Source organism: bacterium 336/3, from assembly GCA_001281695.1.
In the GTDB taxonomy this organism is placed as follows: domain Bacteria; phylum Bacteroidota; class Bacteroidia; order Cytophagales; family Thermonemataceae; genus Raineya.
On record LJIE01000001.1, the window covers coordinates 3,234,038 to 3,251,196 of the forward strand.

The following is a 17,159-nucleotide window of genomic DNA, read 5'->3' on the forward strand; positions in this document are numbered from 1 at the left end:
CAACACCTTTTAGTGTATTAACAGGCAAACCTAAAGAGGGTAAAAACTGATTGCTTGTACCTGTCAGAGATACCAAATGAGCACCAGCACTATGCCCTAAAAGAGCTATTTTGTTTTTATCTCCACCATAATTCCCAATATTATCATACACCCATTTAACAGCATCAGCTACATCTATATTATGGATTGGATATTTGATACTAGCACTTGTGCTGAGTCTGTAATTAATACTTACAAAAATATACCCTAAAGAGTTAAACAAGTTTACTTTATTGGTAATTTGGTTGGCTTTATCTCCTACTTGCCATGCTCCGCCATGTACATACACTACAATAGGCTTATTAGAAGGCTCTTGAGAGTAATAGTATAAATCCAAACTTAGTAGATTTGCATCTACTCCATTTATTGATTTGTAAGCAATTGTAGTTTTAGTATAAGTTGTTGGGGTGGGTATAGGGTCTGGTGTTTCTTTTTTCGTACAAGCTATTAATAAGCTCAATATTCCAATCAAGAAGTATGTATATCTCATAAACTGAAAAAGGGAAAATGATACATTTTTTATACATAAGACTTCTTTTTGGAAAAAAGGTTTAATCAATTTGATAACTTTTCTTTGCATCATAATGAGATACAACCTAAAACTCACATCAGTATTTATAATTTAATTCCTTGCTTTAAAAACTTTAACTTTATTACTTCATAAAAAAAGATAAACATAAAAATTAAACTTGTTAGTATATTATATACCCCCAATGTTTTATCCATTGAAGCATAAAAATATGTATAAAAATAATATTCTGAAAAAATCAAACAGGATAACAATAAAATGAAAAATACTCCCTTTTCTATTTTTATTATAAAATAATAAGGTAAAATGAAAATTAAAATAAGTGGTATAGTATGAAATAATACAAAAGTTATATAACCCAATGTGTTCATTAGTATCTCAAACGAAGTGTCTGAATTTTCAATCACATTTGTAAAGAACCTATTATCCATAAATGCGATAATAAAGAAGAATGCAAGGTACTTTATGATTAAAAATAGAAGCGTGTTTTTTAAATTAATTTTAAACATTAGTTTATTTTATAAAAGATAGCATTATAAATTAGAAAGATATTTTAATCAATTCGATAACTTTTCTTTGCACTTTCAATTTGCCCTATTTCAGTTGTTGTTTCAGGGTACAACCAATAGCTGGGTGCTATAATTTTCTCTACTTTTAGAATATCTATTTCAATTACTGCCAAAACAGGAAAACGTTCTGTAGCTATTTCTAAAAGAGGCTTAGCTTTTTCTAAAAATAAGGAATGTGTTTTTTCATAAACTTGAGCCAATCCTTTGAGTTTATAGCCTTTCTGAACCAACACATCGACAAAGCTTACACAAACTTTGTTGTTTTGCTTGATATTCTTGATACTCTGAGGGGATGCAATATGAGCTATCAGCAACGTATTATGCTCTGAATAGGTGAAAACTTCTTTGGGAGAGACATTTGGGAAGTTATCTGTGTCAGTAGTAGCAAGCCAACACAAAACACTCTTATGAATGTATTTTTTTACTTCTTCGTTCAGCATACATCATTTATTTTAAAGATTATCCCAAAAATAAAAATTGTGTTCTGTATCCAATACAAAATCTGTTGCTGGGTATAATTGATTTCCAACTGTATTGTCTTTGGCTGTTTCAAGCATCAAGCCACAAGCATTTGTTTCTATACAAAGAGTTTTACTGGCTTCTATCAGCATTTTAGAAATCCCAGTATTTCTATATTCTTGTTTTACATATAAGTCGTTGAGTAACCATAACCTTTGCATACGAGTAGAAGAAAACAAAGGATATAATTGTACAAAACCTACAATTTGTTCTTCTTGATTATCAAAAGCAATATAAATCACAGACTCGTTGTTTTCCAAACGAGCCTTCAAAAACTGTTTAGCTTGTTCTATATCTGACTCTTTTTTATAGAAGATTCTATACAAATCAAACACATGAGCTAAATTTTCCAAATGATTTATCGTAGCTTTCTGAATGTTTATCATTTTTAGCATGAATTACATTTAATTTCTTGTAAAAAAAGATATTTTGTCATTATCAAATATGAAATCCTCTTTCACCATCTCCTGAAGATGTTTAGGCAATCTTAAATCTTTGGGTGTAATAATGTAGTCTATTTTATTTTCATGGATAAAATCCTTTTGACTTTGATTGATGGTTAAAAAATGCCCCATTTTTTTTTGATTTTCTACATATTTATAAAAAGAGCTATTAGTCAATAATTCGTAGTCCGACAAAGCATATTTTTGAGAAGTATCAATGTTCATTTGATGAATGGAGATATCTATTGTATCTGCATTGGGAAATAAGTAAAGGATATACTGCCCCAAGAAAGAAAGTGTCGTATTTTTACTAAAATATGAATTGTAATTTTTAGCATGATTGAACGAAACAGCTATTTTGTTTTTATCAACTATTTTATTTTTTAGGTATTCAAATTGAGCTGTGTTTATTGGGTTATTTATCTTTTTTTCATATATTTTAAAAACCCCTACCATACAAATCATCATTATGCCCACCTGAAATATAATTTTATAACGAGATTTTGACACTTGTTTGTATGCATATACAAGAATAATCATCATCAATGTATTGCAAATAGGCAAAGCTATATTGGAAAACAGTTGAACACTGTCAGGAATTTTATAAAAAAATGCCCAAGTAAATAACGAAAACAGTAAAATAATAGGAATAATAATTGTATAAGCTGAATCTATAAAAAAACTTTTTATCCTTTTTATAAAAATAAAACCCATCAAACAAAAAGGTAGATATAAAATAAACATCTGAATAAGCGTTCCAGCAATAATATTAAATCTAGTTTTCAAACCTGAAAATATATCAATAGAAGCTGATACACTTTGGATGGTATCAGAAAATAATCCATAAAATACCAACAAACTTATAATTATGATACTCGAAGCAATAATTTTTTGAATAATAAAATAGTGATGGCTTTTATAAACAAAAAAAACTATACATAGATAAAACATTAAAGAACTAAGTATGGCTGGAGCTGTAGGCGTATATAAAATTGGCAGACACAATAGCCAAAAAAATGCTTGATTAGGCTTATTTTTAATTACCTGTAACATGCAAGCAATCAGAAAAATAAATACAATGGTTAGTTTATTCTGATTCCAAATACTAATGTTAAAGGTACTGGCATATTTTAAAACATGAATGTCTTTATACACATCAAAATAAAAACCTTTTAAAAACAAACACAAAAAACAAATAACTGATAACCAATAACTTATTTGAGGATGTATGTATTCAGCAATAGCACAAAAGCCCAACCATGTTACAAAAATGAGTAACGGATATGTAATGAATAACAATGTATGCAAGTGGGATAGTTGAAATATATATGATATACTACCATTCAGCCAAAGTTCAAAATAATGATAAGGTGTAACTTTTTCATTTGGGAAAAGAGGGTCTGCCCAATAGTTTTCAACACCATGATGCACCAAACTATAAGAAACTTTTGAGTAATAAATGTAGTCAGCAGTATAAGGGATAAAAATATTAGAGCCTTGATGAGTTTCAAGACCAATTAAAACAAATATAAAACTAAGTATCAGAAAAGCATATATAAATCTTATGGGCTTAGGGTCATATATTTTGTCTTCTAAAGGTGTGTCTATTCTTCTTCTAAAAAAATAAATGAAAACAAGTAGTGGTATGAGTGCAACTAATACAGTTTTTCCTTTTGTAAATACAATGCTGCTGATAAGTGTAAAAACAACTATCCCTATGAATATCTTAAAAAAAATGCCATAAGAAGTATAATTTTCAAAAGGTGTTTTAATCAATTTAATGGCTGTAAGACCTAAGAAATAAAACACAAATACACATAATAATAAGATAAAATAGTATTTTATTAATAAAAACATTGATATTGTAATAATTTTGATATTATTTGTAAAAGTAATACTATTTTATTAGCCGTCAAGTTCATTCATCGTGAAAAACAATTATTTCATCGAATATTATAAAAATTTATTCTACATACAACACTAAACCTTTAAGGTACTCTCCTTCAGGGTGATAGATATTGATAGGATGGTCTGTGGGTTGAGTGAGTTGGTGAATGATGCGTACATTTCTGCCTACATCAGCAGCAGCTCCAAATACAATTTTTCTAAACAAATCCCTATCCACACTTCCCGAACAAGAAAATGTAAAAACCAATCCTCCTTTTTTTACTTTCTTAAATCCCCACATATTAATTTCCTTGTAGCCACGTGAGGCATTGGGTACATTTTGGGCTGTTTTGGCAAAAGCTGGTGGATCAAGAACTAAAATATCAAAATAATTATCAGGCATATTTTTCAGATATGCAAAACAGTCTTCTGTAACTGTCTGATGATTTGGATATTCAGAAAAATTGAGTCGTACATTTTTCTCCGCCATTTCACTGGCATCCTTAGAAATATCTGCTGAAACTACTTCTTTTGCCTCTCCTGCTACTGCATATACACTAAAACCACCTGTATAGCCAAAAGCATTCAAGACAACTTTATCTTTAGAATATTTTTTGAGTAAATCACGATTCTCTCTTTGATCTAAGAAAAACCCTGTTTTCTGTCCTTTTTCTACATTTACCCAAAACTTTAAACCATTTTCTGTAATCAAAATATCCTCTGTATAAGGCTCAGTAGCCCAGCCTTGTGGTACATTGATTTGCTCTAAACGTCTGCTGTTATCTTTGGTTTTCAGGTAAATATGTTTGATGCCTATTTCTAAAAGTGTATCTATCAATACTTGATAAAACAACTCTACTCCTTTATGCAATACTTGTACCGAAGCCGTATGATCATACACATCTACTATCAACCCTGGCAAAGAATCCCCTTCAGCATGTAATAATCTATAAGCATTGGTATGACTATTTATCAGATATTTTTTTCGTAAATCATAAGCTTTGAGTATCTTATCACGCCAAAAAGCATTATTTATCTCAATTTCTTGTGATCCAAAATAAAATAATCGGGCAACTATCTGATTTTTAGGAGCATAAAAACCATACGCCAACAAATTGTTTTTATTATCTGTAACTCTGATAATATCACCCAAATCAGCATTTTCAGGCAATTCTTTCACAGCCCCAGAGTAAATCCAAGCATGTTGGTTGAGGATAGAGCGTTCTCTTCCAGATTTTAAAACAAGTGTAGGATACATATTCAATGATCAATTGCTAAATTATTTAATGGTGAATAGTTCAATAACTATTCATTGTTCAATGACAAAAAGTTATCTAAGATTTTCTCACCTACTTTTCCGCTTTTTTCAGGGTGAAATTGTACTGCATAAAAATTATTTTTGTGTAAAGCAGCACTGTATGGGTGTACATAATGGGTTTGTGCAATCGTATCTACGCCCAATTCTGCATAAAAACTATGAACATAATACACATAGTCGTTTTCTTGTATATTGGAAAATAAAGGTGATTTGAGGGCGTGAATATCATTCCAGCCTACATGAGGTACTTTATGATTATCCGAAGAAAATTTACAAACTTTCAAATCAAAAATCCCCAAACAATTGGTATTATTTTCTTCAGAATGTTTACACATCAGTTGCAAACCCAAACATATTCCAAGTACTGGTTGTTTAAGACTTTTAATGATATTGTCCAAATTCTTGGCTTGTAGAAAATGCATAGCAGAGCTTGCCTCCCCTACACCAGGGAATATCACTTTATCAGCCTTAGAAAGCTCTTCTTGGTTATTTGTTAAAATAGCCTCAACCCCTAAGCGTTCTAAAGCGTATAAAACAGACTGGACATTTCCTGCATTGTATTGAACAATTGCGACCTTCATAAAATCAGGAAAAATGAAATAAAACTTAAAAAATATTTAGCAAAAAAACAGTATATTTTCACAATCTCCAAATTAGAAACAAAAACCTTTAGAAATTATAAAATCAATGATAGAAATTTTTGAGACAAAAGATGGCTCTAAAACATTGCTAAACACAGCATTGAATGAAACCTATCATTCTCGTTTTGGGGCAATACAAGAGTCTATCCATGTGTTTATTGAAGCAGGACTAAAGACTTATTTACAACAATTTCCTGAAAATCAAAGTGTTCATATTTTAGAAGTTGGTTTTGGAACAGGCTTAAATGCTATTCTTACGTTGCAAGCTATTCAAAACACTTCTTATTCTGTATATTACGAAACGCTTGAAACCTACCCACTTCCATTAGAACAAGTAGAAGAATTGGGTTATATTGAGCAAATTGGTGATAAAAGTCTAAATGATTATTTTCAGAAAATACATACTTGCAATTGGGATGAGCCAGTCCAGATTCATGAGCAATTTATCCTTCACAAAAAAAAGCAACATTTAGAAACTTACCAAACTGAAAAAGACTTTCATATAGTCTATTTTGATGCTTTTGCACCCAATGTACAACCTGAACTTTGGACACTAGAAGCTTTACAAAACTCTACTCAAAAGCTTCTTGAAAATGGTATATTTGTAACTTATTGTGCCAAAGGGCAACTCAAAAGAGATTTAAAAGCCTTGCAATTTCGAGTAGAAAGCCTTGCAGGTCCTCCAGGTAAAAGAGAAATGACTCGTGGTATAAAAATTGTTGTATAAATGTTATCTAAACAAGAAATTATAAACTAGCAAGATTTTTGCTATAAAACAATTCACTATAAAATTATATTAAACCTTATGAAAGTATTTTTTTCTATTTTATTCATTAGCTTTTCATTTTCCCTATTAGCTCAAAAGTTAGATAAACAAGAAGCGAAAGTGTGGAAAGAAAAACTCAAAAATATGAGTATTGAAGAGTTCAAAAGCTTAAATGAAAATATAAGCCGAGATGAAGCCAAACTTGCTCAATATCAAAAAACAACACAAGAGAATAATACACAGGCTCTTTCCAAAGATGATGAGTTGAGTGTATTAAAACAGAAAATCAAGCAACTTGAAAAAGAAACTGCCGAAGTAGATGCTTCAGACAAATCAGACAAAGGGATTGTTTTTAAAGTACAAATTGGAGCATTTGAAAAAGTAGATATTACTGCACAAGCCAATAGCAAAAAAACTGATCTGACAGCTGAAAGAGATAATAACGTAAAAAAATATACTGTTGGATATTTTAGAGATTACTGGCAAGCTGATAAATTCAAAAAATGCCTTCAAAATCAAGGTATTACAGATGCTTGGATTGTTGCCTACAAAGATGGGAAAAGAGTAGATATCAAAGATGTATTAAAAGAAGTTATCTAAATCTTTATTTATCATTTATTTATCAAAACCAGATTTACCTACCATTATGAAATTTATATTCTCACTTTCATTATTATTGTTCATTAGTCATATTACATTTGCTCAGAAGCTTACAAAAGAAGAAAAAGCTGTTCAGAAAGAGTGGGAAAAACGTAAAAAATCCATGACTCCTGAAGAGTTTAAAGCTCTAACTGAGAAAAGAACAAAATTAGATGAGACGCTTAAACAAACAGAAGCTGCTTCTTTGGAAAGTGAACAAGCTTTGGCTCAAAAAACAGCTGAATTAATTACTTTACGTAATAGAGCTACAGAACTTGAAAAAGCTAAAGAAGCTGCAAAAGAGCAACAAAGTATTGCTCAAGTTTCTCCAGAAGATGCTAAAGGTACTTTTTATAAAGTTCAGATTTTTTCTTGTGATGGCAACCCAGACGAAGAAACCGCTAGAAAATATACTTTGGGGCGTTTTAATACTTTAGGTGAAGCACAAAGATTTTTAAAATCTGTACAAAAAATGCAAATAAACAATGCAAGAGTAGTTACTTATAAGAATGGTAAAGCAACCATCAATCCATAATAATGTTTATTAGATTAGCCATTATCTTTGTTTTCTGTTTCAATGTTTTGAGTGTTTCATGCCAAAATGTTAAAAAAACAGGAAAAACAATCAAAGAACGCTTTGAAGTGCCCGCAGGATTTGTACGCATTGAAGCCACAGCAGGCACTTTTGGGGCTTATCTCCAAAATTTTGTCCTTAAACCAGATGGTTCTGAAGTGTATTTATTCAACAATACTCTTAAACCAAACCAAGATGTACATGTTGCCGTACTCGATATTGATAGAGGTGATAAAGATTTACAGCAATGTGCTGATGCTGTCATGCGATTAAGAGCTGAATATCTGTATAATTCTAAACAAACTGACAAAGTTGGTTTCAAAAACTTTGCAGGCACTAACATGGATTGGGTTCGATATGCACAAGGCTATAGAGTAACACAAAAGGGTTATCAGAAAATTTCTAAACCTGATAACACCAAAACAGCTTTCAGAAAGTATTTGGATATGGTTTTTAGTTATGCCAATACTTATACGCTTTCTAAAGAAATGCAGGAAGTTAACCTTTCTAAAATGCAAATAGGAGATGTTTTTATCGTAGGTTATCCCAATAAATTTGGACACGCTGTAATCGTAATGGATATGGCAGAAAACCCAAAAACCAAAGAAAAAGTGTTTCTACTTGCTCAGAGTTATATGCCTGCTCAGGATATTCATATCTTAAAAAATGCCAACGATACTAAAAACCCTTATTGGTACAGCCTCCAAGCCGTCCAAGAAACTCTCCAAACTCCTGAATGGGATTTCCCTGCCAGTTCGTTGAAAAGGTTTTAAAGTTCATTGAGTTTCTTCGACTTTATGAATTCCCAGAAATCCTTTTCCATCCATCCTGTTTTGCTATCAATATCTAATGGAGAAATGAACAATCTGCCTCCACCTTGTACAAACTTAATAAGCCTGCCCTGCCACTTACTAGCATCAGATGATGTATAAACTAAATAAATCTTGTCATCATACCTATACCAGTCAAGTGCTAAACTCATTTTTTCCTCAATATCATTTTGAGTAACACCTTGTTTAGGATTAATATAAATATGTAAGAATTTTTTTTTCATTGTTTATTAGTTTTGGTCTGGTGTAGTATCATCTATATCATTGATATTTATACTCTGATTATTTTCTTGAGTTATTGAGTTTTCACTTAGGCGATGATTTCCTTTATCTTTTTGAGCTGCAATAATCTCTTTTTTCATATTTTCAAGTTTGTCATCTATATTTTTAGGAACAGAAGTTATTGATTTCGCACTTTCCTCAATTTTCTTAACAACATCACTTAATCTTGCAAAATTTTCAGAAGATTGTTGATTTGTTACTATAGAGTAAAATATTGCTATTAGACCCAATACTAAAGATATTAAAGTTGCCGCATTATTGATATAATTAGCTAACTCTTTATTATCTCTTGTTATAAGTATGAAGCCAAAAATTGCAAACAATACTATTACAATAATAACAACCACATAAACTTTTATACTTTTCTCCATTATACTATAATTTATTTCAACTACTGATCCATAAGATAAAAAATCTATCTGTTCCAAACTCTACTCTCCTACAATCAATTTCGTTCTTACAACTTTTCCTTGTTTTGTTTCAATATTTACAATATACAAGCCTTTGGGAAGGTTAAAATGAAGCTTTTGATTGTCTTGTTGCCAAAAACTTACTTGAGTTTTGCCTTGCGTGTCCATTATCCAAACATTTTGTATCTGCTCTCCTTCTATTTTTACAGAATTTTGGGCTGGATTTGGATAAATTTTAAACATTTTCTCTAAATCTTTATCCTCTAAAGCTGTTATTACACTATTTTTAAATACAGGACGTATCATTAAACTCCCCTTAATATTTAAGTCTTGCTCCCAAATACCACTTGTATTGAAGTAAATCTGTGAACTATTATCATTATTAGCATCAAAACCTATGGCTATTAAATCTTCTGTGGTCTGTTGTATACCTACAAAAATAGTGTCTTTCACCTTTAATACTTGAGAACTATCTACAGATATACGAATAAACCCATTAGGAGTATTAGGATAACGAACTTGTACAGAACGTTGAAAAAGCACTTCTTGGTTTCTTCCTCCTACAGTTTTCCATACCGAAAGTACAAAAGTCTGACTAGTTAAATCTTTTACAAAAGGAACGATATTGATATCCACATCTGTGAGTTGAGCTTCTTGAGCTATTGGAAATTTTACAGCTATTCTACCCAAACGTTGATTCACGCCTGCTACATACTCAGCTTCACCATCATCATAGGCATAATAATCGTCTAAAACAGTTGTATGCACAATTGTATCATTATTTCTAAAATCTATGGGTGGAATAAAGGTATTATTATCGCTCGTATTTACCTCCAAACGAGTTTTTAAAATTGCTTTGGTTGTATTGGCAGGCAATGTTGGCATTTGTGGAGTTGCTTCTAGTCTAAAATCTTCATTGGTGAAAATAAGAGGAGCATTAGAAGAAAGTGCTGTCAGTGGTAAAGTAGCCACTGTGGTATTGGTAATAGCGTCCAATACTCTACACTGATACGACAATACTCTAAATGTAGCATCCAAGTTTTTCAGTCTAAAAGTAATTTTGTTATTTAAAAACTGATTAGGATTGCTATTTTCAAAAAAGTGTTTTGCTGGTATGGCAGTATAGCCTTTAAAATAAGACCCTATACTTTGTGTAGTAGCTATATCGGGGTATGTAGTATCTGTAAGACTTCTATTTTTATTCAAATAAACATAATCTATATGCCACACATCAAAATTTCCTGAAAGTTTTCCATAACGAACGAAACGAAATTGAAATTTATCATGAAAAAATGTCGTTTGATTAATAGGCAAAACTACTTGTTCAAAATTGGGAGTAGGAGGGTTATTTCCCTCTTTTTGCCAAATTGTTTGCCAAGTATTATCAGCATTTTTAGCCTCCAAACGCAAGAAATCCTCAGGGTCAGGTTGTTCGCCTAAGCCTTGAGCTTGCCAAAAAAAACTCAAGTGTAGATTGTCACTAACTGTAGAGGTACTTAAATCTATCTCTTGGGTTGCCAAAGTGTCAGAAAAACCTATGGCTTGTGGAGAAGTAAAATTATATACTCTGCCAAATTGATTATAACTATCCAATGTTGCTACTCCTCTACTTATAGGGTTGAGAGCCACACCATTGGTAATAGTTGTTCCTTTATTGACCCATAAATTTCCATTTATACTATTTCCCAAAAAATCATCAAAAAATGGAAGTACAAGTGGTGTTGCTCTCTCCACAATATTCTTATTCAACACTTGGGAGTTTTGTGTAAAAGAATGTAATTTAATCTGACATTCAGCTACAATACCTTTAAAAATAAGCAATACTACAATATATATAATTTTCATGGAGTTTTATAGATAATATACAAATCGTAAAATTAAGAATTTCTACGGTTTTAGAGCAATTTTTACGCCAAATAAAAAACTGAAAAAAATTGTGTTTTATTAGAAAAAAAAGTACATTACACAAAAAAACATAACAGCTTTATGGACATCATCAAATCCTTACAGAAAATAGCAGACGAACTAGGTGGTAGTTTCACCGAGTACTCTAACAACAATTTAATTGTAACTGTGCCTACAAGTGATGGAAGATTTCAAGGCATCACTACATATATTTTGGAGCATGAAGGAAAAAAAGTATTGGAAATAGCCTCTCGTGTATGTGATGCGGACTTACCAGACATCAATTATAAAAGTCTTTTGGAAATGAACCAAGACTTGACTTATTCTAAAATTGTTATTTTTGATGGCTATATTCAACTTGCTTCAGAGGTAATTGTTGAGCATATCAATGAAGTAATATTAAAAGACATTGTTGAAGAAATTGGTCATACAGCTGATACAATTGAGTTTAAACTTACAGGTAAAGATGTTCATTAACTAAATTTTTCATATTCTTAATTTTTTATCGAAAACACTTTCTTAACACTTAGGAAAGTGTTTTCGATTTTTTGTTTAGTTTTTTATTAAAAAAGTTAAACAAAAAAATCAAACCTCATGTTTAAATGTATAGAGTTTAGAATATATGACAGTCAATTAAAAATAGCACGTTTTTTGTAAAATCTTTGTTGTAGAAATTAAACACCTAAATGAAAGTAAAAGTATCTCGAAAAGAACATTTCAATGCTGCACACCGTCTCCATAATCCTGCTTGGGATGAGCAGAAAAACATGGAAGTTTTTGGAAAATGTAACAATCAATACTATCACGGTCATAATTACGAATTGATTATAGAAGTGGTAGGAGAAATTAGCCCAGAAACAGGTTATGTCATAGATATGAAAGTATTATCCGACATTATCAAGGAACATGTAACCGACCGATTTGACCATAAAAATCTAAACTTAGAATTAAATGAATTTAAGAACCTTAACCCCACTGCCGAAAATATTGCAGTGGTTATTTGGAATATTTTAAGACAACACATTCAACCACCATACGAACTCAAGGTAAAACTTTATGAAACAGAACGAAACTTCGTTGAATACCCTGCCTAAAAATTGGACGACCGAAGACTTGGGCGATAACCATGTAGCTACTTCTTTAGAGACACCTCTCAGAGAAGACGCTTTTGAACTAGATGATGACCTAAAAATAGAATTAATAGAGAAGCACTTTAAAGAGATTATGCATATTTTAGGTCTAGACTTAACAGATGATAGCCTAAGCGGGACTCCACACAGAGTTGCAAAAATGTATATCAAAGAGATCTTTAGTGGTTTAAACCCAGCCAATAAACCAAAAATCTCTCTTTTTGAGAATAAATACCAATATAATCAAATGCTTGTTGAAAAAGATATTACATTCTTTTCAAACTGCGAACATCATTTCGTACCCATTGTAGGGAAAGCTCATATTGCTTATATTTCTAATGGACAAGTGATTGGTTTATCCAAACTCAATAGAATTGTGCAATATTATGCAAAACGTCCACAAGTACAAGAACGCCTTACCATGCAAATAGGTAAAGAGTTACAAGACATTTTACAAACTGACAATGTAGCTGTTGTAATTGATGCTAAACATTTGTGTGTATCTTCAAGAGGTGTACAAGATGTAAATAGTGCAACTATTACAGCATTTTACGAAGGAAAATTCAAAGAAGAAGCTACCAAAAACGAATTTTTAAAGTATTTATCTCTGGGAACAGAATACGGAATATAAAAAGAAGAAGGGGACAAAAATCCCCTTCTTTTATGCTTTACATTGTTTTTACGATTTAACACAAGCTGATCAACCATAAATACAATATTAATCCTATTATAAACGCTCCTATAACACCCCATAGCAAGAATAACCCTCCTAAAGATATCCCTATCAGAGCTAAAATCCCCCAGTAAACCAGAAAACTAAATAATCCACATAAAAAAATAAAGGTAACCAATCCCGAAACTCCTAAGGAGATGAAGACTGTAATAATTGCAAAAAGAGGAACAATATAAATTACATATAAGATAATTAAAAATGGATTTTTCGGAGGTTTAGTAAGTTCAAACATTTCGACACCCAAAACAATAAATTCCAATGGCTCTTTCAAGAAACAACCTAGTCTTAGAGCTTTCCCTCTTTTGGAATTTATTTTTGGTGCAGGAGTATCAATAGCAATTGATTTCTTCCATTTTAAATGCTTAAGAAATCTTTTATTGTGAATGCTCTTTTGTTGCGGTTTTAATTCAGTATATACTTCATTTTGAGAAGCTTGTACAGACTTAAGAATATTAGCTTTAGATGATTGGGGATAAGATGTTGGGGTTACAGAAATTGTATCTAAAAAAATTTGTTGTGTTTCTCCTGTACGAGATTGTGATTCTATGTGTTGAGCCTGTAAAGAATAACATAAAAAGCCACAAAATATTAATAAAATAATTTTCATACGTTGTATCTTATAGACATATTGCTCAATATAATATTATGTTTTCTAAAAAACAAAAAAGCCCTAACATTTTTTATATTAGGGCTTTTTGCATCATAAACTTTTTATTTTATAATTTGAATACGTTTAGTTATCATTTTATCTTCTGTTTTAATTGCCAAAATGTACATACCTTGAGGCATTTTGATAGATAAAGATTCTTCTTGGCTCACATTGTTTTTTGTCCATATTACTTTACCCAATAAATCACGAACCTCAATATGAGTATTTCCAGCAGTTTGTTCTTTCATACGTACTGTAAATGAGCCTGTATTTGGATTTGGATAAATTTCTGCATAACGGTTGGCTTCATCTTCAATGGCTAATGGAGTTACTGTAATGCTTGCATTAGTTGTACCGTTTGCACAGCCTTGTGAAGAAGTGGCTGTAAGTGTTACGGTATAAGTACCTGCATTGGCATAAGTGTAAGTAGGATTTGCATCTGTGGATGTTCCACCATCACCAAAATTCCAAGTATAAGTACCCGCACCAGTAGATGTATTGGTAAATGTTACTTGCAGATTATTGATAGCACTTGTAAATGATGCAGTAGCATCAGGTTTTTGTGTAATTACTACATCATCTGTTTTGGTTACACTATTTTTGGTTACTGAAACAACATAAGTACCTGCTTGTGTTACAGAAAGAGTTTGTGTATTGCCTCCAATAGGTGAACCATTTCGTGTCCAAGCGTATGTAGTTGCTCCTGTAACATTTGCATTTAATACAATAGGGAAACCTGTACTACACACACTTTGATCTGCTCCCAAATTTACTGTAAATGCTCCCACTACTACCCCTGTAATGTTGATATCATCTAAATGAAAATCATAGTCTTGTGTATCAACAACTGTACCTGTACTACCTACAAAAGCAATTTGAATAATTTGCCCATTATATGCTGATAAATCAACTGTTCTTGTATTATCATTCAAAGTATTATCAGGAACATTGCTATTGGCTACACTAATTGTAAGTAAAGTAGTCTGTGTAACACCACAATTTGTAAGAACTATAACCTTAAATGAATCATCGGAACCCATATTATCAGCCGAAGTATTCAAGTAATCTGTCAAAGCTACCTTAAAAGTCAAGTTTCCCCCACTACCCATCAAGATGAGAGGACTTACAATCATGTCATTCTTATGAAAATCGGGATTAGGGGTTGCATCAGAAAAAAGATTAATAACTGCATTTGTACCATTGGTTGCATTAAAACGTGATGTTTGCGTCCAATAAGAACCTACTCCATCACCAGGAGTAGGATAATTCACATCATTTCTTTTTTCATACCAGCCTGCAAATGTACTACTCAAATTAGTTGTGGTACCTGTATATCCTGTAAAATTCACACTAGTTATAGGGGTAGAAGAAGCTCCACCATTCACTGAGACATTTGCAACTGTATTGTTAGAGGTATCCTCATCACCTGTAACTGTAATACTTGGAGCAAACAGATATGTTCCTTGTGTGGTCATATTTACTTGTCCTACTGTAACTTGCTGGCTTTGTCCCGCTGCCAAAGAGGTTACTGTTTGTGAAAGTGTCTGTGTTACAGGACCTGTTACGTTTACTGTAACCTGAATATTAGAAAGTGAACTACTTCCTGAATTTCTGATGGTTATTTTTACATCTTCAGTAGCTGAATAGCAGTTTGTAACATTTTGCAAAGGCGTATCAAATGAAATCAGTTCAGCATCTGTAGTTTTTAGTTCTTTAATCAGAACCTGATCCATATTGATTTCATCACTGAAAATAGGTACACCACTAGTTGCATGCCAAGCCAAGTAATAAATCCCATTTGAACTTACAGTAAAAGTATGTCTTTGGACAACAAAAGTAGCATTGCTGTTTACATCCAGAGGCGTTGAATAACTTGCAGGCGTTGTGTATAAAGAAGTTGTAAAACTACTTGTAGAAGTGCTATTCCCTAATTTTAAACCATAAGATGCTCCACCAGCAGATTTAACTGCAACCTTATAACTTACTTCATACGTTTTACCTGTTTGAAGTTGTAAACAAGGGGTTATGAGCCAATCATCTGCTACTACTGTTTGGTTAAATGAGCCATAATACATGGATGTTGTACCATTTGATGCCAAATTTGTATTAGTCTGCCATTTTCTGCTGGTACTACTTACTGTTTCTGCTCCATCTATAATTGTCCATTGAGCTACTGATGCATCTCCTGTTTCAAAACTTGTGGAGTAAGTAGTTGTAGCATTAATGATTTTCGGGGCTATATTAGTAGTATTTTTTGTTGTAGTATCATTGGAAGAATTTGTGTCACCTACCAATTGTGTTTGTGTAAATATCGTATATGTTCCAATCACTGACATATCTACATTTACAGTTTGTACACTACTTTCTGCTCCAGAAGCAATAGGTCCAGCTACTACTGTATTATAATTGGTTGTTGTACCATTGGTTACAGCTACTTGTACAGGCACATTGGTTAGACTTGTTCCTCCATAATTTTTCACTTTAAAAGTAATAGGTGTTGTTGCTGTAAAGCCACAACCAGATATTGGTACCCCTAAAGCAATGACTCCTGCATCAGCTCCTGCATCTTCAACTTTAATATTATCCATTGTAAAAATCCATACAGGATTATTTCCAGTGTCAGTTCTTTTATAAATGAATTTGAATTTTACATTTTCAGCAGCAGGGTCTGGGTTATCAAAAGAGCTTAATCCTGTTAGAAATGCTGTCATAGATGCTGTTGCTGTATGATTGGCATTTGTAAATGTATGAATATCTGTAAACGTACCTCCATTGACAGATATTTGTATTTTTACTTCTTCACCAGCAGCCAGTGTATAAGACTGATTGAAAGAACTCCCTGTCACTATTTTGTAGTCAAATTTTAGAACAGAGGCAGAAGTAATATCACCAATAGAAGGTGTGATAATTTCGAGTGTGGTAATACCTGCACCTACACTAAAACGATTTGTGCCAAGTCCTTTGGCAGGTGTAGCAGTTGGATTGCCATAGGCATCATTAACTTTCCATTTACCTATGTCGGCACCCGTCCAACCTTGTCCAGAAAGGTATGTAGATGTATTAGAACAATCTCCAAAACAGCTTGTTCCAGCACCATTCACAGATTGAAAATCCTCTGTGTAAGGATATACTTGAGCATTTAGGTTAAATAATACAATTAGCCAAAAAAATGCAGTGTAAAAAATCTTTTTCATAATATTTATTGTTTGTGTTTTGTACAAAAAAATATAAGAATAATTATATTTTCATTTAGACATAAAAAAAATAGCAGACGAAGTTGTCTGCTATTTTTTTAC

18 protein-coding genes and 1 pseudogene are annotated in these 17,159 nt (G+C 31.9%); 7 read left to right on the forward strand and 12 right to left on the reverse strand.

Annotated elements, in window-relative coordinates; translation table 11 throughout:
• Nucleotides 1–25: 25 nt before the first annotated feature.
• The 7 genes and pseudogenes from AD998_15185 to hisH all read right to left on the reverse strand — a co-directional run bounded on the left by AD998_15185 (nucleotide 26) and on the right by hisH (nucleotide 5,885).
• Nucleotides 26–379: pseudogene (locus AD998_15185) on the reverse strand (hypothetical protein).
• A 275-nt stretch (nucleotides 380–654) separates the two neighbouring features.
• Nucleotides 655–939 carry a hypothetical protein gene (locus AD998_15190; protein ID KOY87315.1) on the reverse strand — a complete coding sequence of 95 codons (285 nt, stop codon included), beginning with the start codon at nucleotides 937–939 and terminating at the stop codon, nucleotides 655–657.
• A 182-nt stretch (nucleotides 940–1,121) separates the two neighbouring features.
• Nucleotides 1,122–1,577, reverse strand: a complete 456-nt coding sequence (locus tag AD998_15195) for a flavin-nucleotide-binding protein (protein KOY87316.1) — start codon at nucleotides 1,575–1,577, stop codon at nucleotides 1,122–1,124.
• Nucleotides 1,578–1,589: 12 nt separating this feature from the next.
• Entirely contained in the window at nucleotides 1,590–2,039 is a 450-nt protein-coding gene (locus tag AD998_15200) for an acetyltransferase (GenBank protein ID KOY88232.1), read from the reverse strand.
• A gap of 21 nt (nucleotides 2,040–2,060) precedes the next feature.
• Nucleotides 2,061–3,956, reverse strand: a complete 1,896-nt coding sequence (locus tag AD998_15205) for a hypothetical protein (protein KOY87317.1) — start codon at nucleotides 3,954–3,956, stop codon at nucleotides 2,061–2,063.
• Between the two features lie 106 nt (nucleotides 3,957–4,062).
• Entirely contained in the window at nucleotides 4,063–5,244 is a 1,182-nt protein-coding gene (locus tag AD998_15210) for an SAM-dependent methyltransferase (GenBank protein ID KOY87318.1), read from the reverse strand.
• 47 nt (nucleotides 5,245–5,291) lie between these two features.
• A complete protein-coding gene (gene hisH, locus AD998_15215; GenBank protein KOY87319.1) occupies nucleotides 5,292–5,885 on the reverse strand; it encodes an imidazole glycerol phosphate synthase subunit HisH in 594 nt (197 codons plus the stop codon).
• A gap of 106 nt (nucleotides 5,886–5,991) precedes the next feature.
• Here hisH and AD998_15220 point away from each other — a divergent pair, with 106 nt between their 5' ends.
• The 4 genes from AD998_15220 to AD998_15235 all read left to right on the forward strand — a co-directional run bounded on the left by AD998_15220 (nucleotide 5,992) and on the right by AD998_15235 (nucleotide 8,697).
• A complete protein-coding gene (locus tag AD998_15220) occupies nucleotides 5,992–6,672 on the forward strand; it encodes a hypothetical protein (protein ID KOY87320.1) in 681 nt (226 codons plus the stop codon).
• A gap of 78 nt (nucleotides 6,673–6,750) precedes the next feature.
• On the forward strand, nucleotides 6,751–7,311 hold the full coding sequence (locus tag AD998_15225; GenBank protein KOY87321.1) for a hypothetical protein: 561 nt from the start codon (nucleotides 6,751–6,753) through the stop codon (nucleotides 7,309–7,311).
• Nucleotides 7,312–7,357: 46 nt separating this feature from the next.
• Nucleotides 7,358–7,885 carry a hypothetical protein gene (locus AD998_15230; protein KOY87322.1) on the forward strand — a complete coding sequence of 176 codons (528 nt, stop codon included), beginning with the start codon at nucleotides 7,358–7,360 and terminating at the stop codon, nucleotides 7,883–7,885.
• Nucleotides 7,886–7,887: 2 nt separating this feature from the next.
• Complete coding sequence (locus tag AD998_15235) at nucleotides 7,888–8,697, forward strand: hypothetical protein (protein KOY87323.1); 810 nt, start codon at nucleotides 7,888–7,890, stop codon at nucleotides 8,695–8,697.
• Here the strand turns inward: AD998_15235 and AD998_15240 are convergent.
• The 3 genes from AD998_15240 to AD998_15250 are packed head-to-tail and all read right to left on the reverse strand — an operon-like array spanning nucleotide 8,694 to nucleotide 11,291.
• Entirely contained in the window at nucleotides 8,694–8,978 is a 285-nt protein-coding gene (locus tag AD998_15240) for a hypothetical protein (GenBank protein ID KOY87324.1), read from the reverse strand. The genes AD998_15235 and AD998_15240 overlap by 4 nt on opposite strands.
• 6 nt (nucleotides 8,979–8,984) lie before the next feature.
• Nucleotides 8,985–9,407, reverse strand: coding sequence for a hypothetical protein (locus AD998_15245; protein ID KOY87325.1), 423 nt, complete (start codon nucleotides 9,405–9,407; stop codon nucleotides 8,985–8,987).
• A gap of 60 nt (nucleotides 9,408–9,467) precedes the next feature.
• Nucleotides 9,468–11,291, reverse strand: a complete 1,824-nt coding sequence (locus AD998_15250) for a hypothetical protein (GenBank protein KOY87326.1) — start codon at nucleotides 11,289–11,291, stop codon at nucleotides 9,468–9,470.
• A gap of 141 nt (nucleotides 11,292–11,432) precedes the next feature.
• Here AD998_15250 and AD998_15255 point away from each other — a divergent pair, with 141 nt between their 5' ends.
• From AD998_15255 to AD998_15265, 3 genes are all read left to right on the forward strand, one after another.
• Nucleotides 11,433–11,828 (forward strand): hypothetical protein, encoded by a 396-nt coding sequence (locus AD998_15255; protein ID KOY87327.1) that lies wholly within the window; start codon nucleotides 11,433–11,435, stop codon nucleotides 11,826–11,828.
• Between the two features lie 209 nt (nucleotides 11,829–12,037).
• On the forward strand, nucleotides 12,038–12,445 hold the full coding sequence (locus AD998_15260; GenBank protein KOY87328.1) for a 6-pyruvoyl tetrahydrobiopterin synthase: 408 nt from the start codon (nucleotides 12,038–12,040) through the stop codon (nucleotides 12,443–12,445).
• Nucleotides 12,408–13,112, forward strand: coding sequence for a GTP cyclohydrolase (locus AD998_15265; protein ID KOY87329.1), 705 nt, complete (start codon nucleotides 12,408–12,410; stop codon nucleotides 13,110–13,112). Before AD998_15260 ends, AD998_15265 begins: the two co-directional genes overlap by 38 nt.
• A gap of 55 nt (nucleotides 13,113–13,167) precedes the next feature.
• Here the strand turns inward: AD998_15265 and AD998_15270 are convergent, their stop codons facing one another.
• Both AD998_15270 and AD998_15275 read right to left on the reverse strand, forming a co-directional pair.
• Complete coding sequence (locus tag AD998_15270) at nucleotides 13,168–13,821, reverse strand: hypothetical protein (GenBank protein KOY87330.1); 654 nt, start codon at nucleotides 13,819–13,821, stop codon at nucleotides 13,168–13,170.
• 104 nt (nucleotides 13,822–13,925) lie between these two features.
• Nucleotides 13,926–17,057 (reverse strand): hypothetical protein, encoded by a 3,132-nt coding sequence (locus tag AD998_15275; GenBank protein KOY87331.1) that lies wholly within the window; start codon nucleotides 17,055–17,057, stop codon nucleotides 13,926–13,928.
• Nucleotides 17,058–17,159: the final 102 nt, after the last annotated feature.

Excerpts from the sequence above, each read along its gene's own strand:
- AD998_15225 (KOY87321.1), top strand. The coding sequence starts at position 6,751 with ATGAAAGTATTTTTTTCTATTTTATTCATTAGCTTTTCATTTTCCCTA.
- AD998_15275 (KOY87331.1), bottom strand. The coding sequence starts at position 17,057 with ATGAAAAAGATTTTTTACACTGCATTTTTTTGGCTAATTGTATTATTT.
- AD998_15220 (KOY87320.1), top strand. The coding sequence starts at position 5,992 with ATGATAGAAATTTTTGAGACAAAAGATGGCTCTAAAACATTGCTAAAC.
- AD998_15270 (KOY87330.1), bottom strand. The coding sequence starts at position 13,821 with ATGAAAATTATTTTATTAATATTTTGTGGCTTTTTATGTTATTCTTTA.
- AD998_15255 (KOY87327.1), top strand. The coding sequence starts at position 11,433 with ATGGACATCATCAAATCCTTACAGAAAATAGCAGACGAACTAGGTGGT.
- AD998_15235 (KOY87323.1), top strand. The coding sequence starts at position 7,888 with ATGTTTATTAGATTAGCCATTATCTTTGTTTTCTGTTTCAATGTTTTG.
- hisH (KOY87319.1), bottom strand. The coding sequence starts at position 5,885 with ATGAAGGTCGCAATTGTTCAATACAATGCAGGAAATGTCCAGTCTGTT.
- AD998_15265 (KOY87329.1), top strand. The coding sequence starts at position 12,408 with ATGAAACAGAACGAAACTTCGTTGAATACCCTGCCTAAAAATTGGACG.
- AD998_15230 (KOY87322.1), top strand. The coding sequence starts at position 7,358 with ATGAAATTTATATTCTCACTTTCATTATTATTGTTCATTAGTCATATT.
- AD998_15195 (KOY87316.1), bottom strand. The coding sequence starts at position 1,577 with ATGCTGAACGAAGAAGTAAAAAAATACATTCATAAGAGTGTTTTGTGT.
- AD998_15210 (KOY87318.1), bottom strand. The coding sequence starts at position 5,244 with ATGTATCCTACACTTGTTTTAAAATCTGGAAGAGAACGCTCTATCCTC.
- AD998_15240 (KOY87324.1), bottom strand. The coding sequence starts at position 8,978 with ATGAAAAAAAAATTCTTACATATTTATATTAATCCTAAACAAGGTGTT.
- AD998_15260 (KOY87328.1), top strand. The coding sequence starts at position 12,038 with ATGAAAGTAAAAGTATCTCGAAAAGAACATTTCAATGCTGCACACCGT.
- AD998_15205 (KOY87317.1), bottom strand. The coding sequence starts at position 3,956 with ATGTTTTTATTAATAAAATACTATTTTATCTTATTATTATGTGTATTT.
- AD998_15250 (KOY87326.1), bottom strand. The coding sequence starts at position 11,291 with ATGAAAATTATATATATTGTAGTATTGCTTATTTTTAAAGGTATTGTA.
- AD998_15245 (KOY87325.1), bottom strand. The coding sequence starts at position 9,407 with ATGGAGAAAAGTATAAAAGTTTATGTGGTTGTTATTATTGTAATAGTA.
- AD998_15190 (KOY87315.1), bottom strand. The coding sequence starts at position 939 with ATGAACACATTGGGTTATATAACTTTTGTATTATTTCATACTATACCA.